Annotated in this window: 21 protein-coding genes; 8 read left to right on the plus strand and 13 right to left on the minus strand. The window is 57.5% G+C overall.

The window, feature by feature from the left end:
* Nucleotides 1-234: 234 nt before the first annotated feature.
* Nucleotides 235-606, minus strand: a complete 372-nt coding sequence (locus tag HMPREF3142_RS11270; protein WP_012543100.1) for a winged helix-turn-helix transcriptional regulator — start codon at nt 604-606, stop codon at nt 235-237.
* A 90-nt stretch (nt 607-696) separates the two neighbouring features.
* Here HMPREF3142_RS11270 and HMPREF3142_RS11275 point away from each other — a divergent pair, with 90 nt between their 5' ends.
* The 4 genes from HMPREF3142_RS11275 (at nt 697) to ytfE (ending at nt 4240) form a co-directional block, all read left to right on the plus strand.
* Entirely contained in the window at nt 697-1545 is an 849-nt protein-coding gene (locus tag HMPREF3142_RS11275; protein ID WP_008807166.1) for an SDR family oxidoreductase, read from the plus strand.
* Between the two features lie 77 nt (nt 1546-1622).
* On the plus strand, nt 1623-2447 hold the full coding sequence (locus HMPREF3142_RS11280) for an AraC family transcriptional regulator (RefSeq protein WP_012543102.1): 825 nt from the start codon (nt 1623-1625) through the stop codon (nt 2445-2447).
* 76 nt (nt 2448-2523) lie between these two features.
* On the plus strand, nt 2524-3495 hold the full coding sequence (locus HMPREF3142_RS11285) for a DMT family transporter (RefSeq protein ID WP_032741379.1): 972 nt from the start codon (nt 2524-2526) through the stop codon (nt 3493-3495).
* 82 nt (nt 3496-3577) lie between these two features.
* Nucleotides 3578-4240, plus strand: a complete 663-nt coding sequence (gene ytfE / locus HMPREF3142_RS11290) for an iron-sulfur cluster repair protein YtfE (protein ID WP_012543104.1) — start codon at nt 3578-3580, stop codon at nt 4238-4240.
* A gap of 63 nt (nt 4241-4303) precedes the next feature.
* Here the strand turns inward: ytfE and cycA are convergent, their stop codons facing one another.
* A complete protein-coding gene (cycA, locus tag HMPREF3142_RS11295; RefSeq protein ID WP_016160155.1) occupies nt 4304-5707 on the minus strand; it encodes a D-serine/D-alanine/glycine transporter in 1404 nt (467 codons plus the stop codon).
* Nucleotides 5708-6012: 305 nt separating this feature from the next.
* A complete protein-coding gene (fklB, locus tag HMPREF3142_RS11300; RefSeq protein WP_002886687.1) occupies nt 6013-6633 on the minus strand; it encodes an FKBP-type peptidyl-prolyl cis-trans isomerase in 621 nt (206 codons plus the stop codon).
* Nucleotides 6634-6851: 218 nt separating this feature from the next.
* On the opposite strand from fklB, the gene HMPREF3142_RS11305 reads away from it, so the two are divergent.
* Entirely contained in the window at nt 6852-7523 is a 672-nt protein-coding gene (locus HMPREF3142_RS11305) for a LysM-like peptidoglycan-binding domain-containing protein (RefSeq protein ID WP_012543105.1), read from the plus strand.
* Between the two features lie 108 nt (nt 7524-7631).
* Here HMPREF3142_RS11305 and rplI read toward each other — a convergent pair whose 3' ends face one another.
* From rplI to rpsF, 4 genes are read right to left on the minus strand one after another with little or no spacing between them, the layout of a single operon-like run.
* Nucleotides 7632-8081 (minus strand): 50S ribosomal protein L9, encoded by a 450-nt coding sequence (gene rplI / locus HMPREF3142_RS11310; protein WP_008807173.1) that lies wholly within the window; start codon nt 8079-8081, stop codon nt 7632-7634.
* Between the two features lie 41 nt (nt 8082-8122).
* Complete coding sequence (rpsR, locus tag HMPREF3142_RS11315) at nt 8123-8350, minus strand: 30S ribosomal protein S18 (protein WP_000135199.1); 228 nt, start codon at nt 8348-8350, stop codon at nt 8123-8125.
* 4 nt (nt 8351-8354) lie between these two features.
* Complete coding sequence (gene priB, locus HMPREF3142_RS11320; protein WP_002885722.1) at nt 8355-8669, minus strand: primosomal replication protein N; 315 nt, start codon at nt 8667-8669, stop codon at nt 8355-8357.
* Nucleotides 8670-8674: 5 nt separating this feature from the next.
* A complete protein-coding gene (gene rpsF, locus HMPREF3142_RS11325; RefSeq protein ID WP_008807174.1) occupies nt 8675-9070 on the minus strand; it encodes a 30S ribosomal protein S6 in 396 nt (131 codons plus the stop codon).
* A gap of 341 nt (nt 9071-9411) precedes the next feature.
* On the opposite strand from rpsF, the gene HMPREF3142_RS11330 reads away from it, so the two are divergent.
* Nucleotides 9412-9687, plus strand: a complete 276-nt coding sequence (locus HMPREF3142_RS11330) for a YdgH/BhsA/McbA family protein (RefSeq protein ID WP_002885689.1) — start codon at nt 9412-9414, stop codon at nt 9685-9687.
* Nucleotides 9688-9836: 149 nt separating this feature from the next.
* Nucleotides 9837-11030 carry an MFS transporter gene (locus tag HMPREF3142_RS11335; protein WP_008807176.1) on the plus strand — a complete coding sequence of 398 codons (1194 nt, stop codon included), beginning with the start codon at nt 9837-9839 and terminating at the stop codon, nt 11028-11030.
* A 65-nt stretch (nt 11031-11095) separates the two neighbouring features.
* On the opposite strand, the gene HMPREF3142_RS11340 is transcribed toward HMPREF3142_RS11335, so the two are convergent.
* The 6 genes from HMPREF3142_RS11340 to ulaA are packed head-to-tail and all read right to left on the minus strand — an operon-like array spanning nt 11096 to nt 15505.
* Nucleotides 11096-11782 (minus strand): L-ribulose-5-phosphate 4-epimerase, encoded by a 687-nt coding sequence (locus tag HMPREF3142_RS11340; protein WP_012969108.1) that lies wholly within the window; start codon nt 11780-11782, stop codon nt 11096-11098.
* A complete protein-coding gene (locus tag HMPREF3142_RS11345; protein ID WP_008807178.1) occupies nt 11782-12636 on the minus strand; it encodes an L-ribulose-5-phosphate 3-epimerase in 855 nt (284 codons plus the stop codon). Before HMPREF3142_RS11345 ends, HMPREF3142_RS11340 begins: the two co-directional genes overlap by 1 nt.
* 9 nt (nt 12637-12645) lie before the next feature.
* Nucleotides 12646-13296 (minus strand): 3-keto-L-gulonate-6-phosphate decarboxylase UlaD, encoded by a 651-nt coding sequence (gene ulaD / locus HMPREF3142_RS11350; protein WP_008807179.1) that lies wholly within the window; start codon nt 13294-13296, stop codon nt 12646-12648.
* Between the two features lie 13 nt (nt 13297-13309).
* The gene (gene ulaC / locus HMPREF3142_RS11355) at nt 13310-13777 is read right to left on the minus strand and encodes a PTS ascorbate transporter subunit IIA (protein WP_008807180.1); all 468 of its coding nucleotides are present in this window, start codon (nt 13775-13777) and stop codon (nt 13310-13312) included.
* 9 nt (nt 13778-13786) lie between these two features.
* Nucleotides 13787-14092, minus strand: coding sequence for a PTS ascorbate transporter subunit IIB (ulaB, locus tag HMPREF3142_RS11360; RefSeq protein ID WP_002885682.1), 306 nt, complete (start codon nt 14090-14092; stop codon nt 13787-13789).
* Between the two features lie 12 nt (nt 14093-14104).
* Nucleotides 14105-15505, minus strand: a complete 1401-nt coding sequence (gene ulaA / locus HMPREF3142_RS11365; RefSeq protein WP_012543107.1) for a PTS ascorbate transporter subunit IIC — start codon at nt 15503-15505, stop codon at nt 14105-14107.
* Nucleotides 15506-15871: 366 nt separating this feature from the next.
* Between ulaA and ulaG the strand changes: the two genes are divergently transcribed.
* Nucleotides 15872-16936, plus strand: coding sequence for an L-ascorbate 6-phosphate lactonase (ulaG, locus tag HMPREF3142_RS11370; RefSeq protein ID WP_049164731.1), 1065 nt, complete (start codon nt 15872-15874; stop codon nt 16934-16936).
* Nucleotides 16937-17038: the final 102 nt, after the last annotated feature.

The following is a 17038-nucleotide window of genomic DNA, read 5'->3' on the forward strand; positions in this document are numbered from 1 at the left end:
GGTAGCCCGGATAAGACGCCAGCCGCTATCCGGGTACATCTCCCCGGTGGCGTTGCGCTTACCGGGGCTGGCTGGTAGCCCGGATAAGACGCCAGCCGCTATCCGGGTACATCTCCCCGGCGGCGCTGCGCTTACCGGGGCTACAAACCGGGGCTGGCTGGTAGCCCGGATAAGACGCCAGCCGCTATCCGGGAATATCTCCCCGGTGGCGGGGCTACAGGGAGTGATACATTTTCACTCCCCGTGGTTAGCCAACACCGCAGGCAGATTGCTCTCGATCCAGTCCGCCAGCGCCGCCACTTTCTCGCTCACCTGCAGGCCGAGCGGCGTCAGGCTATATTCAACGTGTGGCGGTACCACCGGATAAGAGACGCGGTCAATAAAACCATCCTGCTCCAGGGCCTGCAGCGACTGCGCCAGCATCTTTTCGCTGACCCCGCCCATTTTGCGGCGCAGATCGCTGAAGCGATGGGTCCCCTCGCGCAGCGCCACCAGAATCAACACGCCCCAGCGACTGGTGACATGTTTAAGCACATCGCGCGACGGGCACTGTTCCGCAAACAGGTTGCCGTTGCGCAGTTTCTCGCTCAGCGTCGGTTCGGCCATTTTCACACTTACCTTTTTGTACGTACTTACTAAAAGTTAGTTAAGGTGTTAGCTTACCACAACTGCCACTAAACACGAAGGAGAAGACCCATGATCGCCCTTACCGGTGCCACCGGCCAGCTTGGCCACTACGTTCTGCAAGACCTGTTAAAAACCGTCCCTGCCAGCCAGATTGTGGCAATTGTCCGCAACCCGGCCAAAGCCCAGTCCCTCAGCCAGCAGGGCGTCGTTGTCCGTCAGGCCGACTATAGCGACGAAGCGGCACTGACCGCCGCGCTGCAGGGCGTGGATAAACTGCTGTTAATCTCCTCCAGCGAAGTCGGTCAGCGCGCCGTTCAGCACCGCAACGTCATCAACGCCGCCAAAGCCGCTGGGGTGACATTCATCGCCTACACCAGCCTGCTGCACGCCGACACCTCACCGCTGGGCCTGGCCGCAGAGCATATTGAAACCGAGCAGATGCTGGCCGACTCTGGTATCGCTTACGCCCTGCTGCGCAATGGCTGGTATACCGAAAACTATCTGGCCAGCGCACCGCCGGCGCTGGAGCATGGCGTGTTTATCGGCGCCGCCGGCGAGGGTAAAATTGCCTCCGCCACCCGCGCGGATTATGCCGCCGCTGCCGCCCGCGTTATCGCCGGTGAAGGCCATGAAGGGAAGATTTACGAACTGGCGGGTGATAACGCCTGGACGCTGAGCGACCTGGCTGCTGAGCTGAGCACGCAAAGCGGAAAAAACGTGGTCTACCAGAACCTCAGCGAAGCCGATTTCGCCGCCGCGCTGAAAAGCGTCGGTCTGCCGGCGGGTCTGGCGGATATGCTGGCGGATTCCGATGTCGGCGCGTCGAAAGGCGGGCTGTTTGACGACAGCCGCACCCTGAGTACGCTGATCGGCCGTCCGACCACCTCCCTTGCTGAAAGCGTGAAAGGCATTCTGTAACCACCCCTGTCAGCTTTTGCGGTTGCGTCCCGGCGGTTCCTCTCTCATATTGAAGGGATAACCGTCGGGAGGCAGGCATGCAGGGCGTACCACCCCAATTTAGTGATGAAAAAGACCGCGCGCGCTTTCGCCATCTCGAACAGCTGCCCGGGGTGGAGCTTTACCACGCCCATATCTCTCGCTACGCCTTTGAACCCCATACCCACGAAGCCTTCGGCATCGGTGTGATTGAGCAAGGCGCTGAACGCTTTCGCTACCGCGGCAGCCAGCATATCGCCGCCGCGAACGCCATTGTCACCATGAATCCCGACGAGCTGCATACCGGCGAAGCGGAAACCGCTGACGGCTGGCGCTACCGGATGATTTATCTGGAGCCGGACCGTCTGGAAGCCATCACCGGGGTGCGCGACTGGTGGTTCAGCGAGGTGGTCCGCGAGGATCCCCTGCGTTCCCGACAGATTGGCCAGCTGATTTATGGCCTGTGGCATAGCGACGATCCGCTGGCCCAGCAGGGACTGCTGCTCGACCTCATCGACGCCTTCCGCCCTCTGGCCCACCATGCCTCTGCGCAGGGTGAGGCCGGGCATCGCTTCGACCGGGTGCGCGACTACCTGCACGATAACTATATGCGCCCCATCACCCTCGACGAGCTAGCGCAGGTGGCGGCGCTTAGCCCATACCACTTTCAGCGCCAGTTTAAAGCCCACTATCACGTGACGCCCCATCAGATGCTGATGGCCATTCGTCTGTGGCGCGCCAAAGCGTTTCTCACCCACGGTATGCCCGCCGCCGAAGTGGCGATAGCCGTCGGCCTCACCGACCAGTCCCACCTGACCCGCGCCTTCACCCTGCGTTACGGCATTACGCCGGTGCGCTATCAGAAGCAGGTCGCCAGGCGCTAATGCGCAATCTCATACAATATTCCTGCCCGGCCCCCTTCTACACTGCAGACCAACAGTGATGAAAACGGATGCAATGATGATTAGTGGTGTGCTGTACGCCCTGCTGGCGGGGCTGATGTGGGGATTAATTTTTGTCGGGCCTCTGCTGGTGCCAGAGTACCCGGCGATGCTGCAGTCGATGGGGCGCTATCTGGCGCTGGGCCTGATCGCCCTGCCGCTGGCGTGGCTCGGGCGCGCGCGTTTGCGCCAGCTGAGCCGCAACGACTGGTGGACTGCGCTGGGCCTGACGATGATGGGAAATCTTATCTATTACGCCTGCCTGGCCAGCGCCATTCAGCGCACCGGGGCGCCGGTCTCCACCATGATTATCGGCACGCTGCCGGTGGTCTTGCCGGTCTTCGCCAATCTGCTCTACAGCCAGCGCGACGGAAAGCTGCCGTGGCGGCGTCTGTTTCCGGCGCTGGTCTGCATCGCCGTGGGCCTGATCTGCGTTAACGTCGCAGAACTGCGCCAGGGGGTGCCTGATTTTAGCCCGTGGCGCTACGGCTCCGGCATCGCGCTGGCGCTGGGATCGGTGGCCTGCTGGGCCTGGTATGCCCTGCGCAACGCCCGCTGGTTGCGGGAAAATCCGCATCAGCCGCCGATGATGTGGGCTACCGCTCAGGCACTGGTCACGCTTCCGGTTTCGCTGGCCGGCTATCTCGCCGCCTGCGCCTGGCTGCACGGCCAGCAGGCCGGGTTTCCCCTGCCCTTCGGCCCGCGCCCGGCGGTGTTCATTACGCTGATGCTGGCCATCGCGGTGCTCTGCTCATGGGTCGGCGCGCTGTGCTGGAATATCGCCAGCCAGCGGCTGCCGACGGTGATCCTCGGGCCGCTGATCGTCTTCGAAACTCTGGCCGGGCTGCTGTATACCTTCCTGCTGCGGCAAAGTTTACCGCCGCTGCTGACCCTGAGCGGGATCCTGTTGCTGGTGCTCGGCGTGGTCTCCGCCGTACGCGCCAGACCGGAAAAACCGATGCTGCAGCCGCTGACGGACGAAAAAAAGTAGCCAGGCCTCCTTAAGGGGTATTCCCTCGCCAAAAAGATGCATTTAAAATACATCTTATATTCCTGATGACGAGGTAACTGCTATGGCTTTCCGTGACCAACCTTTAGGCGAGCTGGCGCTGACCATCCCGCGCGCCTCCGCCCTGTTCCGTCAATACGATATGGATTACTGCTGCGGCGGCAAACAGACCCTGGCGCGCGCTGCATCGCGGAAAGCGCTGGATGTCGCGGTGATTGAAGCCGAGCTGGCGAAACTGGCCGAGCAGCCCCTCTCCCGCGACTGGCGCGCGGCGCCCCTCCCGGAGATTATCGACCATATCATCGTCCGCTATCACGACCGGCACCGCGAACAGCTGCCGGAGCTGATCCTGCAGGCCACCAAGGTTGAACGTGTGCATGCCGATAAACCGAACGTGCCGAAAGGGCTGACCAAATACCTGACCATGCTGCATCAGGAACTCTCCAGCCACATGATGAAAGAGGAGCAGATCCTGTTCCCGATGATCAAACAGGGGATGGGCGCCCAGGCCGGGGGTCCGATCAGCGTAATGGAAAGCGAGCACGATGAAGCGGGTGAACTGCTGGAGGTCATTAAGCACATCACCCATAACGTGACGCCGCCGCCGGAAGCCTGCACCACCTGGAAGGCGATGTATAACGGTATCAACGAGATGATTGACGATCTGATGGAGCACATCAGTCTGGAAAATAACGTACTGTTCCCGCGCGCCCTTGCCGGAAAATAAAAAGGCGCCCGCAGGCGCCCTCGACATTGTCCGTCTTACTTTGGCCACTCCGGGTGGCCTTTTTTATTTCGACAGACGTTTTTTGCCGGCAAACAGCCAGCCCGCGCCCAGCAGAACAAACCACAGCGGGGTGACCATCAGCGCTTCACGGGTATCATCTTCCAGGGTCAACAGCACCAGTACGAAGACGAAGAAGGCCATGCACACCCAGCACATGAATTTGCCCAGCGGCATCTTGTATTTGGACTTTTCATGCAGCTGCGGGCGCTTTTTACGGTAGACCAGATAAGAGCAGAGGATAATCGTCCAGACGAACATAAACAGGATCGCCGACACCGTGGTGATCATGGTGAACGCGGCAATCACGCTCGGGTTGACCATCAGCATGACCACACCGCCCAGCAGGCACATGCAGGAGAAGGTTAAACCCTTCGCCGGCACCGCACGCTTCGACAGCTTGGCGAACATCTTCGGCGCCTGACCATCCTGCGCCAGACCGAACAACATACGGCTGGTAGAGAACACGCCGCTGTTGGCCGAGGAGGCTGCGGAAGTCAGCACCACAAAGTTGATCAGGCTCGCCGCCGCCGGCAGGCCGACCAGCACGAACAGCTCAACGAACGGGCTCTTGCTCGGCACCACGGAGCTCCACGGCGTCACCGACATAATCACAATCAGCGCGAAGACGTAGAACATAATGATACGCAGCGGGATGGAGTTAATCGCCCGTGGCAGGGATTTCTCCGGGTCTTTGGTTTCGGCGGCGGTGGTCCCCACCAGCTCAATCCCCACGAAGGCGAACACCGCAATCTGGAAGCCGGCAAAGAAGCCGCTCAGCCCTTTCGGGAACCAGCCGCCGTCATTCCACAGATGGGCGAAAGAGGCTTCGACGCCGGTCGGCGATTTGAAATGCATCATGACCATCACCAGGCCGACGACGATTAGCGCCACAATGGCGACGATTTTGATCATCGCGAACCAGAACTCCATTTCGCCAAACATTTTGACGGTGGCCAGGTTCAGGCCCAGCAGCAGCAGGATCACCGCCAGCGAGGCGACCCAGTCGGAGAGTCCGGGAAACCAGAACTGCGCGTAGGCGGTGATCGCCACTACGTCCGCCATTCCGGTGACGACCCAACAGAACCAATAGGTCCAGCCGGTAAAGTAACCCGCCCACGGCCCCAGCAGATCGGCCGCAAAATCGCTGAAGGATTTATATTCGAGGTTCGACAGCAGTAATTCGCCCATGGCTCGCATAACGAAAAACAGCATAAAACCGATAATCATATAAACAAAAATAATAGATGGCCCGGCAAGGCTGATAGTTTTGCCAGAACCCATAAATAACCCAGTGCCGATCGCCCCGCCAATCGCAATCAGCTGAATATGTCGGTTTGTGAGATTTCGCCGTAGCGATTGTTCAGTCGGCTCCTGCTCAATAGCAGCGACTTTAACCTGATCTACCATGTGATTTCTTCCTGTTGTACCTGTCTGTGTTGTTCAGGCTCTGATGGCCCGTCGTCTGTCATTAACCCCAGCAAGGGCTAGTCGATATTAGGTAAGAATCGGAGGGATGAATACTATGATTTAGATATAATGTTAATTTTATGTTTAAAGTGAGTGTTATATCACTCATCCACCGCGAAATAGCTCACAAAAATACACCCATACGCGATGAATGCAAAACATAATTCTAATTAATTTTTAACTTAAGGATTTTACGCTATTTTTGCGGCTTCCCCCACCTCAGGGGAAGAGGAAGCCTCTGCTGTTTAGATAATATCCAGCAGTTCAACTTCGAAGATCAGGGTGCTGAACGGAGGAATCGACGCGCCAGCGCCGCGTTCGCCGTAGGCCAGGTTGTGCGGGATCGTCAGTTCCCATTTAGAACCGACCGGCATCAGGGTCAGCGCTTCAATCCAGCCGCCGATCACGCCGGTCACCGGGAATTCAGCTGGCTCACCACGGGCGACGGAGCTGTCGAAGACGGTGCCGTCGATCAGTTTGCCGGTGTAGTGCACGCGTACGCGGTCGGTACGTGCCGGGATCGGGCCTTCGCCCTGGGTCAGTACGCGGAACTGCAGACCAGATTCGGTGCTATTCACACCCTCTTTCTCGCGGTTTTCATCGAGGTATTTCTGGCCGTCGGCGGCCATGGCCTGGAAACGTTCGCGGCGTACGGCGTCAGCACGCTCGTGGATTTCACGCAGCGCACGGTGAACGGCTTCTACCGGCACCTGCGGCTGGTTACCTTCCAGCGCATCAGCGATACCCGCTACCAGCGCTTCCGGCAGCAGCCCCTGCAGGCCGGATTCGCTCAGCTGTTGTCCAACCTGCAAGCCGATACCGTAACTTGCCTGCGCTTCGATAGTGTCAAAAGTTGGGGTTGCCATCGTTGTTCCTTTTTGGGTGATAAACATCAAGAGAAAAGCGTGCGAAAGCATAACAGCCATAGCGAAATGGGTAAAACTTTGTCGGCGGATGATGACAAATCTCAGCGAAAAAGAAACAATAGGCGGCATCAGGTTAACTTCACTTTGTTCCGGTCATCAGGACGTTAGCCATCTATACTCATATGCAGGATAAAAATATGCGGAGCAGGAGGAAAGCCATGCCCGGGCGCGTTGAACTGACATCTATTCTGGCGAAAATCTGGCACGCTCCGGATGATTTTCGCCTCCTGGACCCGCTGCCTCCGATGCACCGCCGGGGTATCATCGCTGGCTTCCTGTTAGTCATTATCGGTATTCTGCTCCCCGCCGACGATAACCAAAGCCCGGCCTCCACCAGCCGTGAAGCGAATCTGAACCTGCAGTCACAGTCCCAGCCGCAAGCTGGCGGCAATCAGGCCGTTCCGCTCCCGCCGATCACCAATACGCCGACCGTAAGCGATGCCGATCAGATGGCGCCCGTCGCCCCGGAGCCGATTCAGGACGAGCAGCCAGATCAGGCGCAGACGCAGCAGCCTGCTTCCCAACCGTATCAATCCTCGCAGCAGCAGTCCGCACCGGGCATTGAGCAGCAGTGGCGGACCTATCGCATCGAGTCAGGCAAAACCCTGGCCCAGCTGTTCCGCGATCATGGGCTGCCGGCCACCGACGTCTACGCGATGGCGCAGGTTGAAGGCGCTGGCAAACCATTAAGCACGTTGCAGAGCGGACAGACGGTGCAAATTCGGCAGAACGCCAACGGCGTAGTCACCGGCCTCACTATCGATACCGGCAACGGCCAGCAGGTGTTGTTTACCCGCCAGTCGAACGGCAGCTTTGTGCGTGCGCGATAGCGGAGAAGACGACAGCAAGCGTTACGCCGCCGCAAAATGAAAGGCGCTAAAAAGCAAAACGCCGGCACAAGGCCGGCGATTTGTTGTTACCAGAACGTCAGAGGCCGATTACTCAGCAACCACGTTGATGATAACTTTAGCGAATACTTCGCTGTGAACCTGGAAGTCCACTTCGTGCTCGCCAACGTTACGCAGAACGCCGTTCGGCAGGCGAACTTCGCTCTTAGCAACTTTAACGCCTGCTGCAGTAACAGCGTCAGCGATGTCGCGAGTACCGATGGAACCGAACAGTTTACCTTCGTCGCCAGCTTTGGACGCGATGGTTACGGATTCCAGGGCGTTGATCTGCGCAGCACGAGCTTCAGCAGCTGACAGAACGTCAGCCAGTTTGGCTTCCAGTTCAGCGCGACGTGCTTCGAAGAATTCAACGTTTTTCTTGGTAGCAGGAACAGCTTTACCCTGCGGGACCAGGAAGTTACGAGCGTAGCCCGCTTTAACGTTAACCTGATCACCCAGGCTACCCAGGTTTGCTACTTTATCAAGCAGAATAACTTGCATTACCTTATCCTCTCAAAGTCGTATTAATGGACCGTGACCGATTACTGATGACGATCAGTGTACGGCAGCAGGGACAGGTAGCGAGCGCGTTTGATAGCGCGAGCCAGCTGACGCTGGTATTTTGCACGGGTACCGGTGATACGGCTCGGGACAATCTTACCGCTTTCGGTGATGTAGTTTTTCAGCGTAGCGATATCTTTATAGTCGATCTCTTGAACGCCTTCCGCGGTGAAACGGCAGAACTTGCGACGACGGAAATAACGTGCCATATGGCTAGTCTCCAGAATCTATCAATTCAATCTGCTCGGCATGCAGAACCATTTTGCTCAAGCCGTTCTTTGCCTTATGGCAAGAGATGAACCCTCGAACGGTTACTGCGCTACCGACCGTTATACTGTGAGTAATGGCCTGGTTTTCGTGACCGCTAATAATAACGGGCATTTGACACCATGCCTGCCGGTGAAAACCGGCTTCCTCCTGCACTGAACGATGCTCAAGCACGAACTGGCAGTGAGGAATTCCTGACGGGCTGACCTTACGAAGTGGAGTCCTGCAAATAATGCCGGACAGCTCCAGACGGTTGGTCATCAGGATTACTCTTCAGAATCCCCAGCTTCAGAATCATCTGCGGTTTCGTTGGCGAAATCTTCGCGACGCTCACGGCGCTCGTCTTTCGCTTTAACCATCGGAGATGCTTCGGTAACAGCGTGCTTAGTACGCATTACCATGCTGCGGATAACGGCGTCGTTGAAGCGGAAGTTAGTTTCCAGCTCATCGATCGCTTCCTGCGGCGCTTCAACGTTCAGCAGAACGTAGTGAGCTTTGTGCAGTTTGTTGATCGGATAAGCCAGCTGACGGCGGCCCCAGTCTTCCAGACGGTGGATCGTACCTGCTGCTGCAGTGATTGCACCAGTGTAACGTTCGATCATGCCCGGAACCTGTTCGCTCTGGTCAGGATGGACCATAAAAACGATTTCGTAATGACGCATCGAATTGCTCCTTACGGATTATTCAGCCTCCTGTCTGGGTCAGCCGCGGCCCATGGAGGCAAGGAACGTGTTAAAGGGCGGCTGAAAAATTGACGCGTCATTCTAATGGCGCCCCCCCAGGAACACAAGCGGATTTGCACAAATAATTCGCACTAAGCGCCAAGTGGCGCTAAGTGGGTGATTTAAAATTAACCAATAAAGGAAGCGGCATTTTTTTGAACGACTGCATCAGAAAAGGTCGCCATGCGACGAACGCGCAGCGATTACACTTATATCAGAGCCAAACGACCACAGGAGAGCCCCCGAGTCAGCGTCAGGACTGTCAGTCAGGAGCGTAGTATATGAAACTGAAAATCATCGCCATGATGGCTGCGCTTTTCTTCAGCGCCAACGCGCTGGCAGCTATCCAAATCACCGAACGTCAGGCCCGCAACATGGACGACGTGCAGAGCCTCGGCGTTATCTATATCAATCACAATATGGCCACTGAGCACGAGGCCGAGCAGGCCCTTAGCCAGATGAGCGATGCGCAGGGGGCGAAATACTTTCAGCCTATCCTGATGCACGAACCCGAAACCAACGGCCCGCTTCGCGCCAGCGCGGTGATATACCGTTAGCGCCAGGCCGACTCTTCGCCTCTCTTCGCGAGGGGCGAAGCGAGGTTTTCACCTAAACGCAATTGAGAATTATTTTACAAACCGACTTATCAGCGCCATCGCAACCTGATTTAATCAGCCACTCGCCATTTGATAATCAGGAGTGATTGATGGTTCCGCGTTTCGCCACCTTAGGCCGTATCCCCAAAGGCGTTTGGGTACTCGGCGGCGTCAGCCTGCTGATGGATGTCTCCTCCGAGATGATCCACAGCCTCTTACCGTTGTTTATGGCCACCACCCTCGGCGCCAGCGTGATAATTATCGGTCTTATCGAGGGACTGGCGGAAGCCACCGCCCTGATCCTGAAAGTCTTCTCCGGCGTGATCAGCGACTATGTCGGCAAGCGCAAAGGACTGGCGCTGCTGGGATACGGCCTGGGCGCGCTCAGTAAGCCGCTGTTTGCCATCGCCCCCACCGCCGGAGTGGTGTTTAGCGCCCGCATGATTGACCGCGTAGGCAAAGGTATTCGCGGCGCGCCGCGCGATGCGCTGGTTGCCGACGTCACCCCGCCGGAGATCCGCGGCGCCGCCTACGGGCTTCGCCAGGCGCTGGATACCGTCGGCGCCTTTCTCGGCCCGCTGCTGGCGGTGCTGCTGATGTTTATCTGGGCCAACGATTTTCACGCTATTTTCTGGGTGGCGGTCATTCCCGCCGTGCTCTCCATTCTCCTGCTCGGGTTTGGCCTGCAGGAGCCAAAATCCGCCATCGCACACAAACGCAGCAATCCGCTGAAGCGCGAAAACCTGAAAAAGCTCTCCGCCGCCTACTGGTGGGTAGTCGCCATCGGCAGCATCTTCACCCTCGCCCGCTTCAGCGAAGCCTTTCTGGTGCTGCGCGCCCAGCAGATGGAGATCCCGCTGTTTACCATCCCGCTGGTGATGGTGGCGATGAACCTGGTCTACAGCCTCACGGCTTACCCGTTCGGTAAACTCTCAGACAGCATGAGCCACAGCAAACTGCTGCAGTGGGGACTGCTGGTGCTGATCCTCGCCGATATCGTGCTGGCGCTCAGCGGCCACTGGAGTACGCTGCTGCTCGGCGTCGCGCTGTGGGGGATTCATATGGGAATGACCCAGGGCCTGCTGGCAGCGATGGTTGCGCATACCGCGCCGCCGGAACTACGCGGTACGGCATTCGGTATGTTCAACCTGATGAGCGGCCTGGCGCTGCTGCTGGCCAGTACCGGCGCAGGGGTACTGTGGGAAACCTTCGGCGCCGCCTCGACGTTTTACGCCGGCGCGATAATTTGTATGGTCACGCTCATCGGCATGCGCGTGATGCCGTCGGCCTATCGTCAGGGCTAAAAAAACGGCTCCGGGGCCAGACCAGTTGCTTCACCGTGAGGGGTGAAAGCCCCGGAGCGCGCTATCTACTTTTGCCCATAGTAGGCGTTTGGCCCATGCTTACGCTGAAAATGCTTATTCATCAGCCAGCTATCGATGGGCTGCAACTGCGGATTAATCCCGCGGGCAATCCACGCCATGCGCGCCACTTCTTCCATCACCACCGCGTTGTGTACCGCCTCGTGGGCGTCTTTGCCCCAGGCAAACGGCCCGTGCTGATAGACGACGATCCCAGGCGTATGCAGCGGATTCGACGCGCCCAGCGTTTCGATAATCACCTGCCCGGTGTTCAGCTCGTAAGCCTCGTCCACCTCCTGTGCGCTAAGCGCCCGGGTACAGGGGATATCACCGAAGAAGTAGTCCGCATGGGTGGTGCCAAGCGCCGGGATCGCCAGCCCCGCCTGCGCCCAGGCGGTGGCATGCGTCGAGTGGGTATGCACCACTCCGCCAAGGTCGGGATAACGACGATAGAGCGCCAGATGGGTGGCGGTATCAGAGGAGGGGCGATACAGCCCTTCCACCACGTTGCCCTCAAGATCCACGACAACCATATCGTCCGCCTTCATGGTCTCATAGGCGACGCCGCTGGGCTTGATCGCCACCAGCCCGCGCTGCCGGTCAATGGCGCTGACATTGCCCCAGGTGAAGGTCACCAGACCGTAGCGCGGCAGATCCATATTGGCCTCGAACACCTGCTGTTTCAGCTGTTGCATTACGCCGCCTCCATCAGGCCCGCGCGGGCCATCCGCGCCTTCACCCAGTCACGTGCCTTCGCCACCTCCGCCAGCGGATCAGCGCTGGTTTCGCTCCACATCTCAATCAGATACGGTCCGCAGTAGCCGGTCTGCTTGAGCGTTTCGAAGCAGCGTTCAAAATCGACCACCCCTTCGCCAAACGGCACGTTTTTAAAGACGCCAGGTTTCGTGTCTTTGACGTGTACCGCCACGATATGCCCGCTCCCCGCCTTCAGTTCCATCTGGACGTCGTTATCCCACGCTGACAGATTGCCGATATCAGGGTAAAGCTGGAACCACGGATTATTCAGGTAATGGGCGTAGCCTAAGGCCTTACTGATCGAGTTCATCAGCGGGTAATCCATGATCTCCATCGCCAGCGTGACCTGGGCACGGCTGGCCATTTCGACGCTCTGTTTCAGGCCGTCGCGAAAGCGGCGGCGCGTCTCATCGTTCGCCTGCTGGTAATAGACGTCGTAGCCTGCCAGCTGGATCACCCGGATCCCCACATCCTGCGCCAGCTGGATGGCTTTACGCATAATTTCCAGCCCCTGATGACGCACCGCGTCGTCTTCACTACCCAGCGGAAAACGGCGATGGGCGCTAAGGCACATCGATGGTACCCGGACGCCGGTGTCAGCCACCGCCTTGACCAGCGCCAGACGCTGCTCGGGGCTCCAGTCCAGTCGCGCAAGGCGCACGTCCGTTTCATCGAGAGACATTTCCACAAAATCAAAGCCCAGCGCCTTCGCCAGCTGCAGCCGCTCCAGCCAGCACTCCCCGGCGGGGAGCGCTTTTTCATAGATGCCGAGCGGAATGGATTTCGCCAACATAACCGCTCCTTAACCCCACAGCTGGGCGATAGAGCGTTTAAACTGGCGCGCCGCTTCCACCGGCGAGGCGGCATCGCGGATGCTGCGCCCGGCAATAAAGACGTGAATAGGGATACCCGCGAACAGCGGCAGGTCTTCCAGCGCCAGACCGCCGGTGACAGTCACTTTGAAGCCCATATCGGACAAACGTTTAATCGCGCTGATATCCGCCTCGCTCCACGCCACGCCTGCCGCCTGTGCGTCGCGGCTGCGGTGATAGACCACCTGCTGAATACCCGCCTCGCGCCATGCCTGCGCCTGTTCCCAGGTCCAGAAGCCGGTCAGCTCAATTTGCACATCGCCGTTAAATTCTTTGGCGACGTCCAGCGCCCCTTTGGCGGTATTGATATCGGCACAGCAGATCACCGTGACCCAGTCGGCGTTGGCTTCAAAGCACATCCGCGACAGGATCTTGCCGGCGTCGGCAATTTTGGCGTCCGCCAGCACGATTTTATGCGGATACAGCGCCTTCAGATCGCGCACCGCACGCACCCCTTCGCCGACGCAAAGAATAGTACCGACTTCAATGATATCCACCTCTTCGGCGATCAGGCGGGTCGTTTCATAGGCACTGGCCAGCGTTTGGTTGTCCAGAGCGACCTGTAACATAGGTAATGACATGATGGTGTTCCTTTTAAACAGCCGCCGCGGTGGCGTTTTTGATTAAATCCAGCACTTCCTGCTCGCTACGGCAGGCGCGTAAACGGTCGAAATTGGCTTCATCGTCAAACAGGTTAACGATCTGCATGATGCCCACCTCCTGGTGGGTGGTGGCGTCAACCGCCGCCATGGTGATCAGAATGTCGACCGGGTCGTTATCTTCATGGTTGAAAATCAGCGGTTTTTTTAGCGTCACCAGCGCAAAGCCGGTTTTCTTAACGCCCTCTTCCGGCCGCCCGTGCGGCATCGCCAGCCCCGGCGCGATAACAAAATAGGGGCCATGTTGCGCGACGCCGTCGAGGATCGCCTGGTAGTAACGCGGTTCCACGACGTCGGCGGCCACCAGCAGATCGACGCCGATTTTCACCGCCTCCTGCCAGGTTTCCGCTTCCGCCTGCAGGCGAATGGAGTGGTTCTGCGCCAGTGAGTCATGCAGTTTCATGGCCGCTCCTTATTTCACGTCCTGCGGGAAGTGAGCTTTGATCACCTCCAGCAGTTTTGGGCCGAAATCCGCCGGCGACAGCATATTGCGTACGCCCACCACGTGTTTATTGCCGGAGACGGTAATCTCCCCCGCGATATGGGTTGAAGCGATGATGATATCCGCGCCGTTCAGTTCGCTTTTGTATTCACCTACCGCGCAGCTGTTTACCGTGTGGTCGATGTTGGATTGCGTCAGGAACTGATCCACCTTCATTTTCATGATCATGGAACTGCCTTGCCCGTTGCCACACACAGCCAGAATACGTACGGTCATAATCAGAACTCCTTATTGGGCAGAGGCCTCTGCCAGTTGTTTTTCCGCGTCTTCCTCGGCACGCAGCGCGCGGCCGGCGAAGAACATATAAGCCAGTGCAATCAGGATGATGACGGCCATAAACGCCAGCCCGATGGAGGCGAAGCCCTGCATCATCGGCGGCGCCAGAATCGACCAGTCCGCCATCCCCATCCAGGCGCTCATACCGGTGAGCTTCACCGCCCATACGCAGCCGAAAATTTCAACCATGCCCATCACCAGGCAGATCTTGAGCGCCGCACGCCAGCCGCCGAAATGGTTGGCAAAAACGCCAATCGTCGCGTTGGAGAAGAACATCGGGATAAAGCCTGGAATAATCAGAATTGAAGAGCCGATGCCGACCAGAATGCCGACGGCAATCAGCTGGCCGATGGTGCCCCACATAAAGCCCCACACCACCGCATTCGGCGCAAAGCTGTAGATCGCGGCGCAGTCAATCGCCAGCACCGCGCCGGGGATCAGGCGTTGCGAGATGCCGTTGAAGGCTTCGGACAGTTCGGCGACGAACATCCGCACGCCCTGGGTAATGATGAAAATGGCCACCGCGAAGGAGAAACCGGTCTGCAGGATATAGACCGTCCAGTGGGTTTTGCCCGCCATCGCCTGCACCACATCAATACCGAAGGAAAGCAGGATCGCGCCAAAGAAAATGGTCATCACAATCGCGGTAGAGACGATGTTGTCGTGGAAGATATTCAGCCAGCCGGGCAGCTTGAGGTCTTCGACGCTCTCCTCTTTTTTCCCCAGATACGGCGCCACTTTGTAGGCAATCCACGAGGCAAACTGCTGCTGGTGACCGATGGAAAAACCGCAGCCGTCGGTGACCAGTTGGGTAGGCTTGAACATCATGTTGGAGGTGATCCCCCAGTACAGAGAGACCAGTACCGCGGTGCAGATAATGGTCGTCCACATCCCGTAACCAAAGATGAAGAACGAGACCGCAATCAGCCCCGCCTGCTGAAACATGATATGGCCAGTCAGCATGATGGTGCGGATACCGGTAATGCGGCGCAGCAGGACGTAACAGATGTTCAGCGCCAGTGCCAGGAGCACCGCATACCCTACCCAGCTGTAGGCCTCGCCCATCCGGTCGATGGTCGCCATCATCGAGGCGTAAGTATCGGAAATCGCGCCATTGATGCCATAGACCTCTGACATTTTCGCCACCACCGGCTTAAAGGTGCTGGTGAGGATGCCGGAACCGGCTTGTAACAGCATGAAACCAATGATGGTTTTGATCGTACCTTTGATAATCACGCTGACGCTTTTACGCAACAGGATATAGCCAAGGCAGGTCACGATACCCAGCAGCAGCGGGGCATTGGTCATGACCTGATTAAAGAAGACGGTAAAGATGTTGTAGAGGATCTCCATAACACACTCCAGAAGAGGAAGGCTTTGAACGCGCATGTCGCTCAGCAGTTGTCGTCGCCCTCACTCTAATAATCAAAAATAATCACAACAAGATTGAATTTGATTAAATGTGACGTACGCCGCAATAATCCTCACTTTCACTCTGGTCATTACCAATTATGTACGTAGACACACAAATAAACATTTTTAAATCATATAGATAAAACAACATCTAACGTCAATTTGAGCGGATGGAGCCCGGAAATTATGCGCGACGCCTCGCAAAAATGCAGGAAAACGAGATTGCAATCTTGAAAACACAGTGACAACATAAATCAAAACCAATCAAATACTGATCACTTTTGAAAATGCATGAGGAAGACCGCGATGAGTAAAGTCCAAACCATCACCCGAGAATCATGGATCCTGAACACTTTTCCGGAATGGGGTAGCTGGCTGAATGAAGAGATTGAACAAGAGCAGGTTGCGCCAGGCACCTTCGCCATGTGGTGGCTGGGCTGTACCGGCATCTGGTTAAAATCCGAGGGTGGGGCTAACGTCTGCGTCGATTTCTGGTGCGGCACCGGTAAACAGAGCCACGGCAATCCGCTGATGAAAACCGGCCATCAAATGCAACGGATGGCGGGGGTGAAGAAACTGCAGCCGAACCTGCGCACCACGCCGTTCGTGCTCGATCCGTTCGCCATTCGCCAGATTGACGCCGTACTGGCGACCCACGATCATAACGATCATATTGACGTCAACGTCGCCGCCGCCGTGATGCAGAACTGCCCGGCCGATGTGCCCTTTATTGGGCCGAAAACCTGCGTCGACCTGTGGATCGGCTGGGGCGTACCGAAAGCGCGCTGTATCATCATGAAGCCCGGTGATGTGGTGAAGATCAAAGACATTGAGATCCACGCGCTCGACGCGTTCGATCGCACGGCGCTGATCACCCTCCCGGCGGATCAAAAAGCCGCCGGCGTGCTGCCGGACGGCATGGACCAGCGCGCAGTCAACTATCTGTTTAAAACACCGGGCGGCAATCTTTACCACAGCGGCGATTCCCACTACTCCAACTACTACGCGAAGCACGGCAACGAGCATCAAATTGACGTCGCCCTCGGCTCGTATGGCGAGAACCCGCGCGGCATCACCGACAAAATGACCAGCGCCGATATCCTGCGTATGGCAGAGTCGCTCAACGCCAAAGTGGTGATCCCGTTCCACCATGATATCTGGTCAAACTTTCAGGCCGATCCGCAGGAGATCCGCGTCCTGTGGGAGATGAAAAAGGATCGTCTGAAGTACGGCTTCAAGCCGTTTATCTGGCAGGTCGGCGGCAAATTTACCTGGCCGCTGGATAAAGACAATTTCGAATATCACTACCCGCGCGGCTTCGATGACTGCTTCACCATTGAGCCGGACCTGCCGTTCAAATCCTTCCTGTAAGCCGCCTCCGGCAGGCACTGCCTGCCGGAAATACCCCGCCGCAGGGTTAGTATTTTCACATGATTTCAAATATCATCTTTGCCGTTCACTTTTAATCGGATT

The sequence above is a fragment of the Klebsiella sp. HMSC16C06 genome, from assembly GCF_001808325.1.
In the GTDB taxonomy this organism is placed as follows: Bacteria; Pseudomonadota; Gammaproteobacteria; order Enterobacterales; family Enterobacteriaceae; genus Klebsiella; species Klebsiella variicola.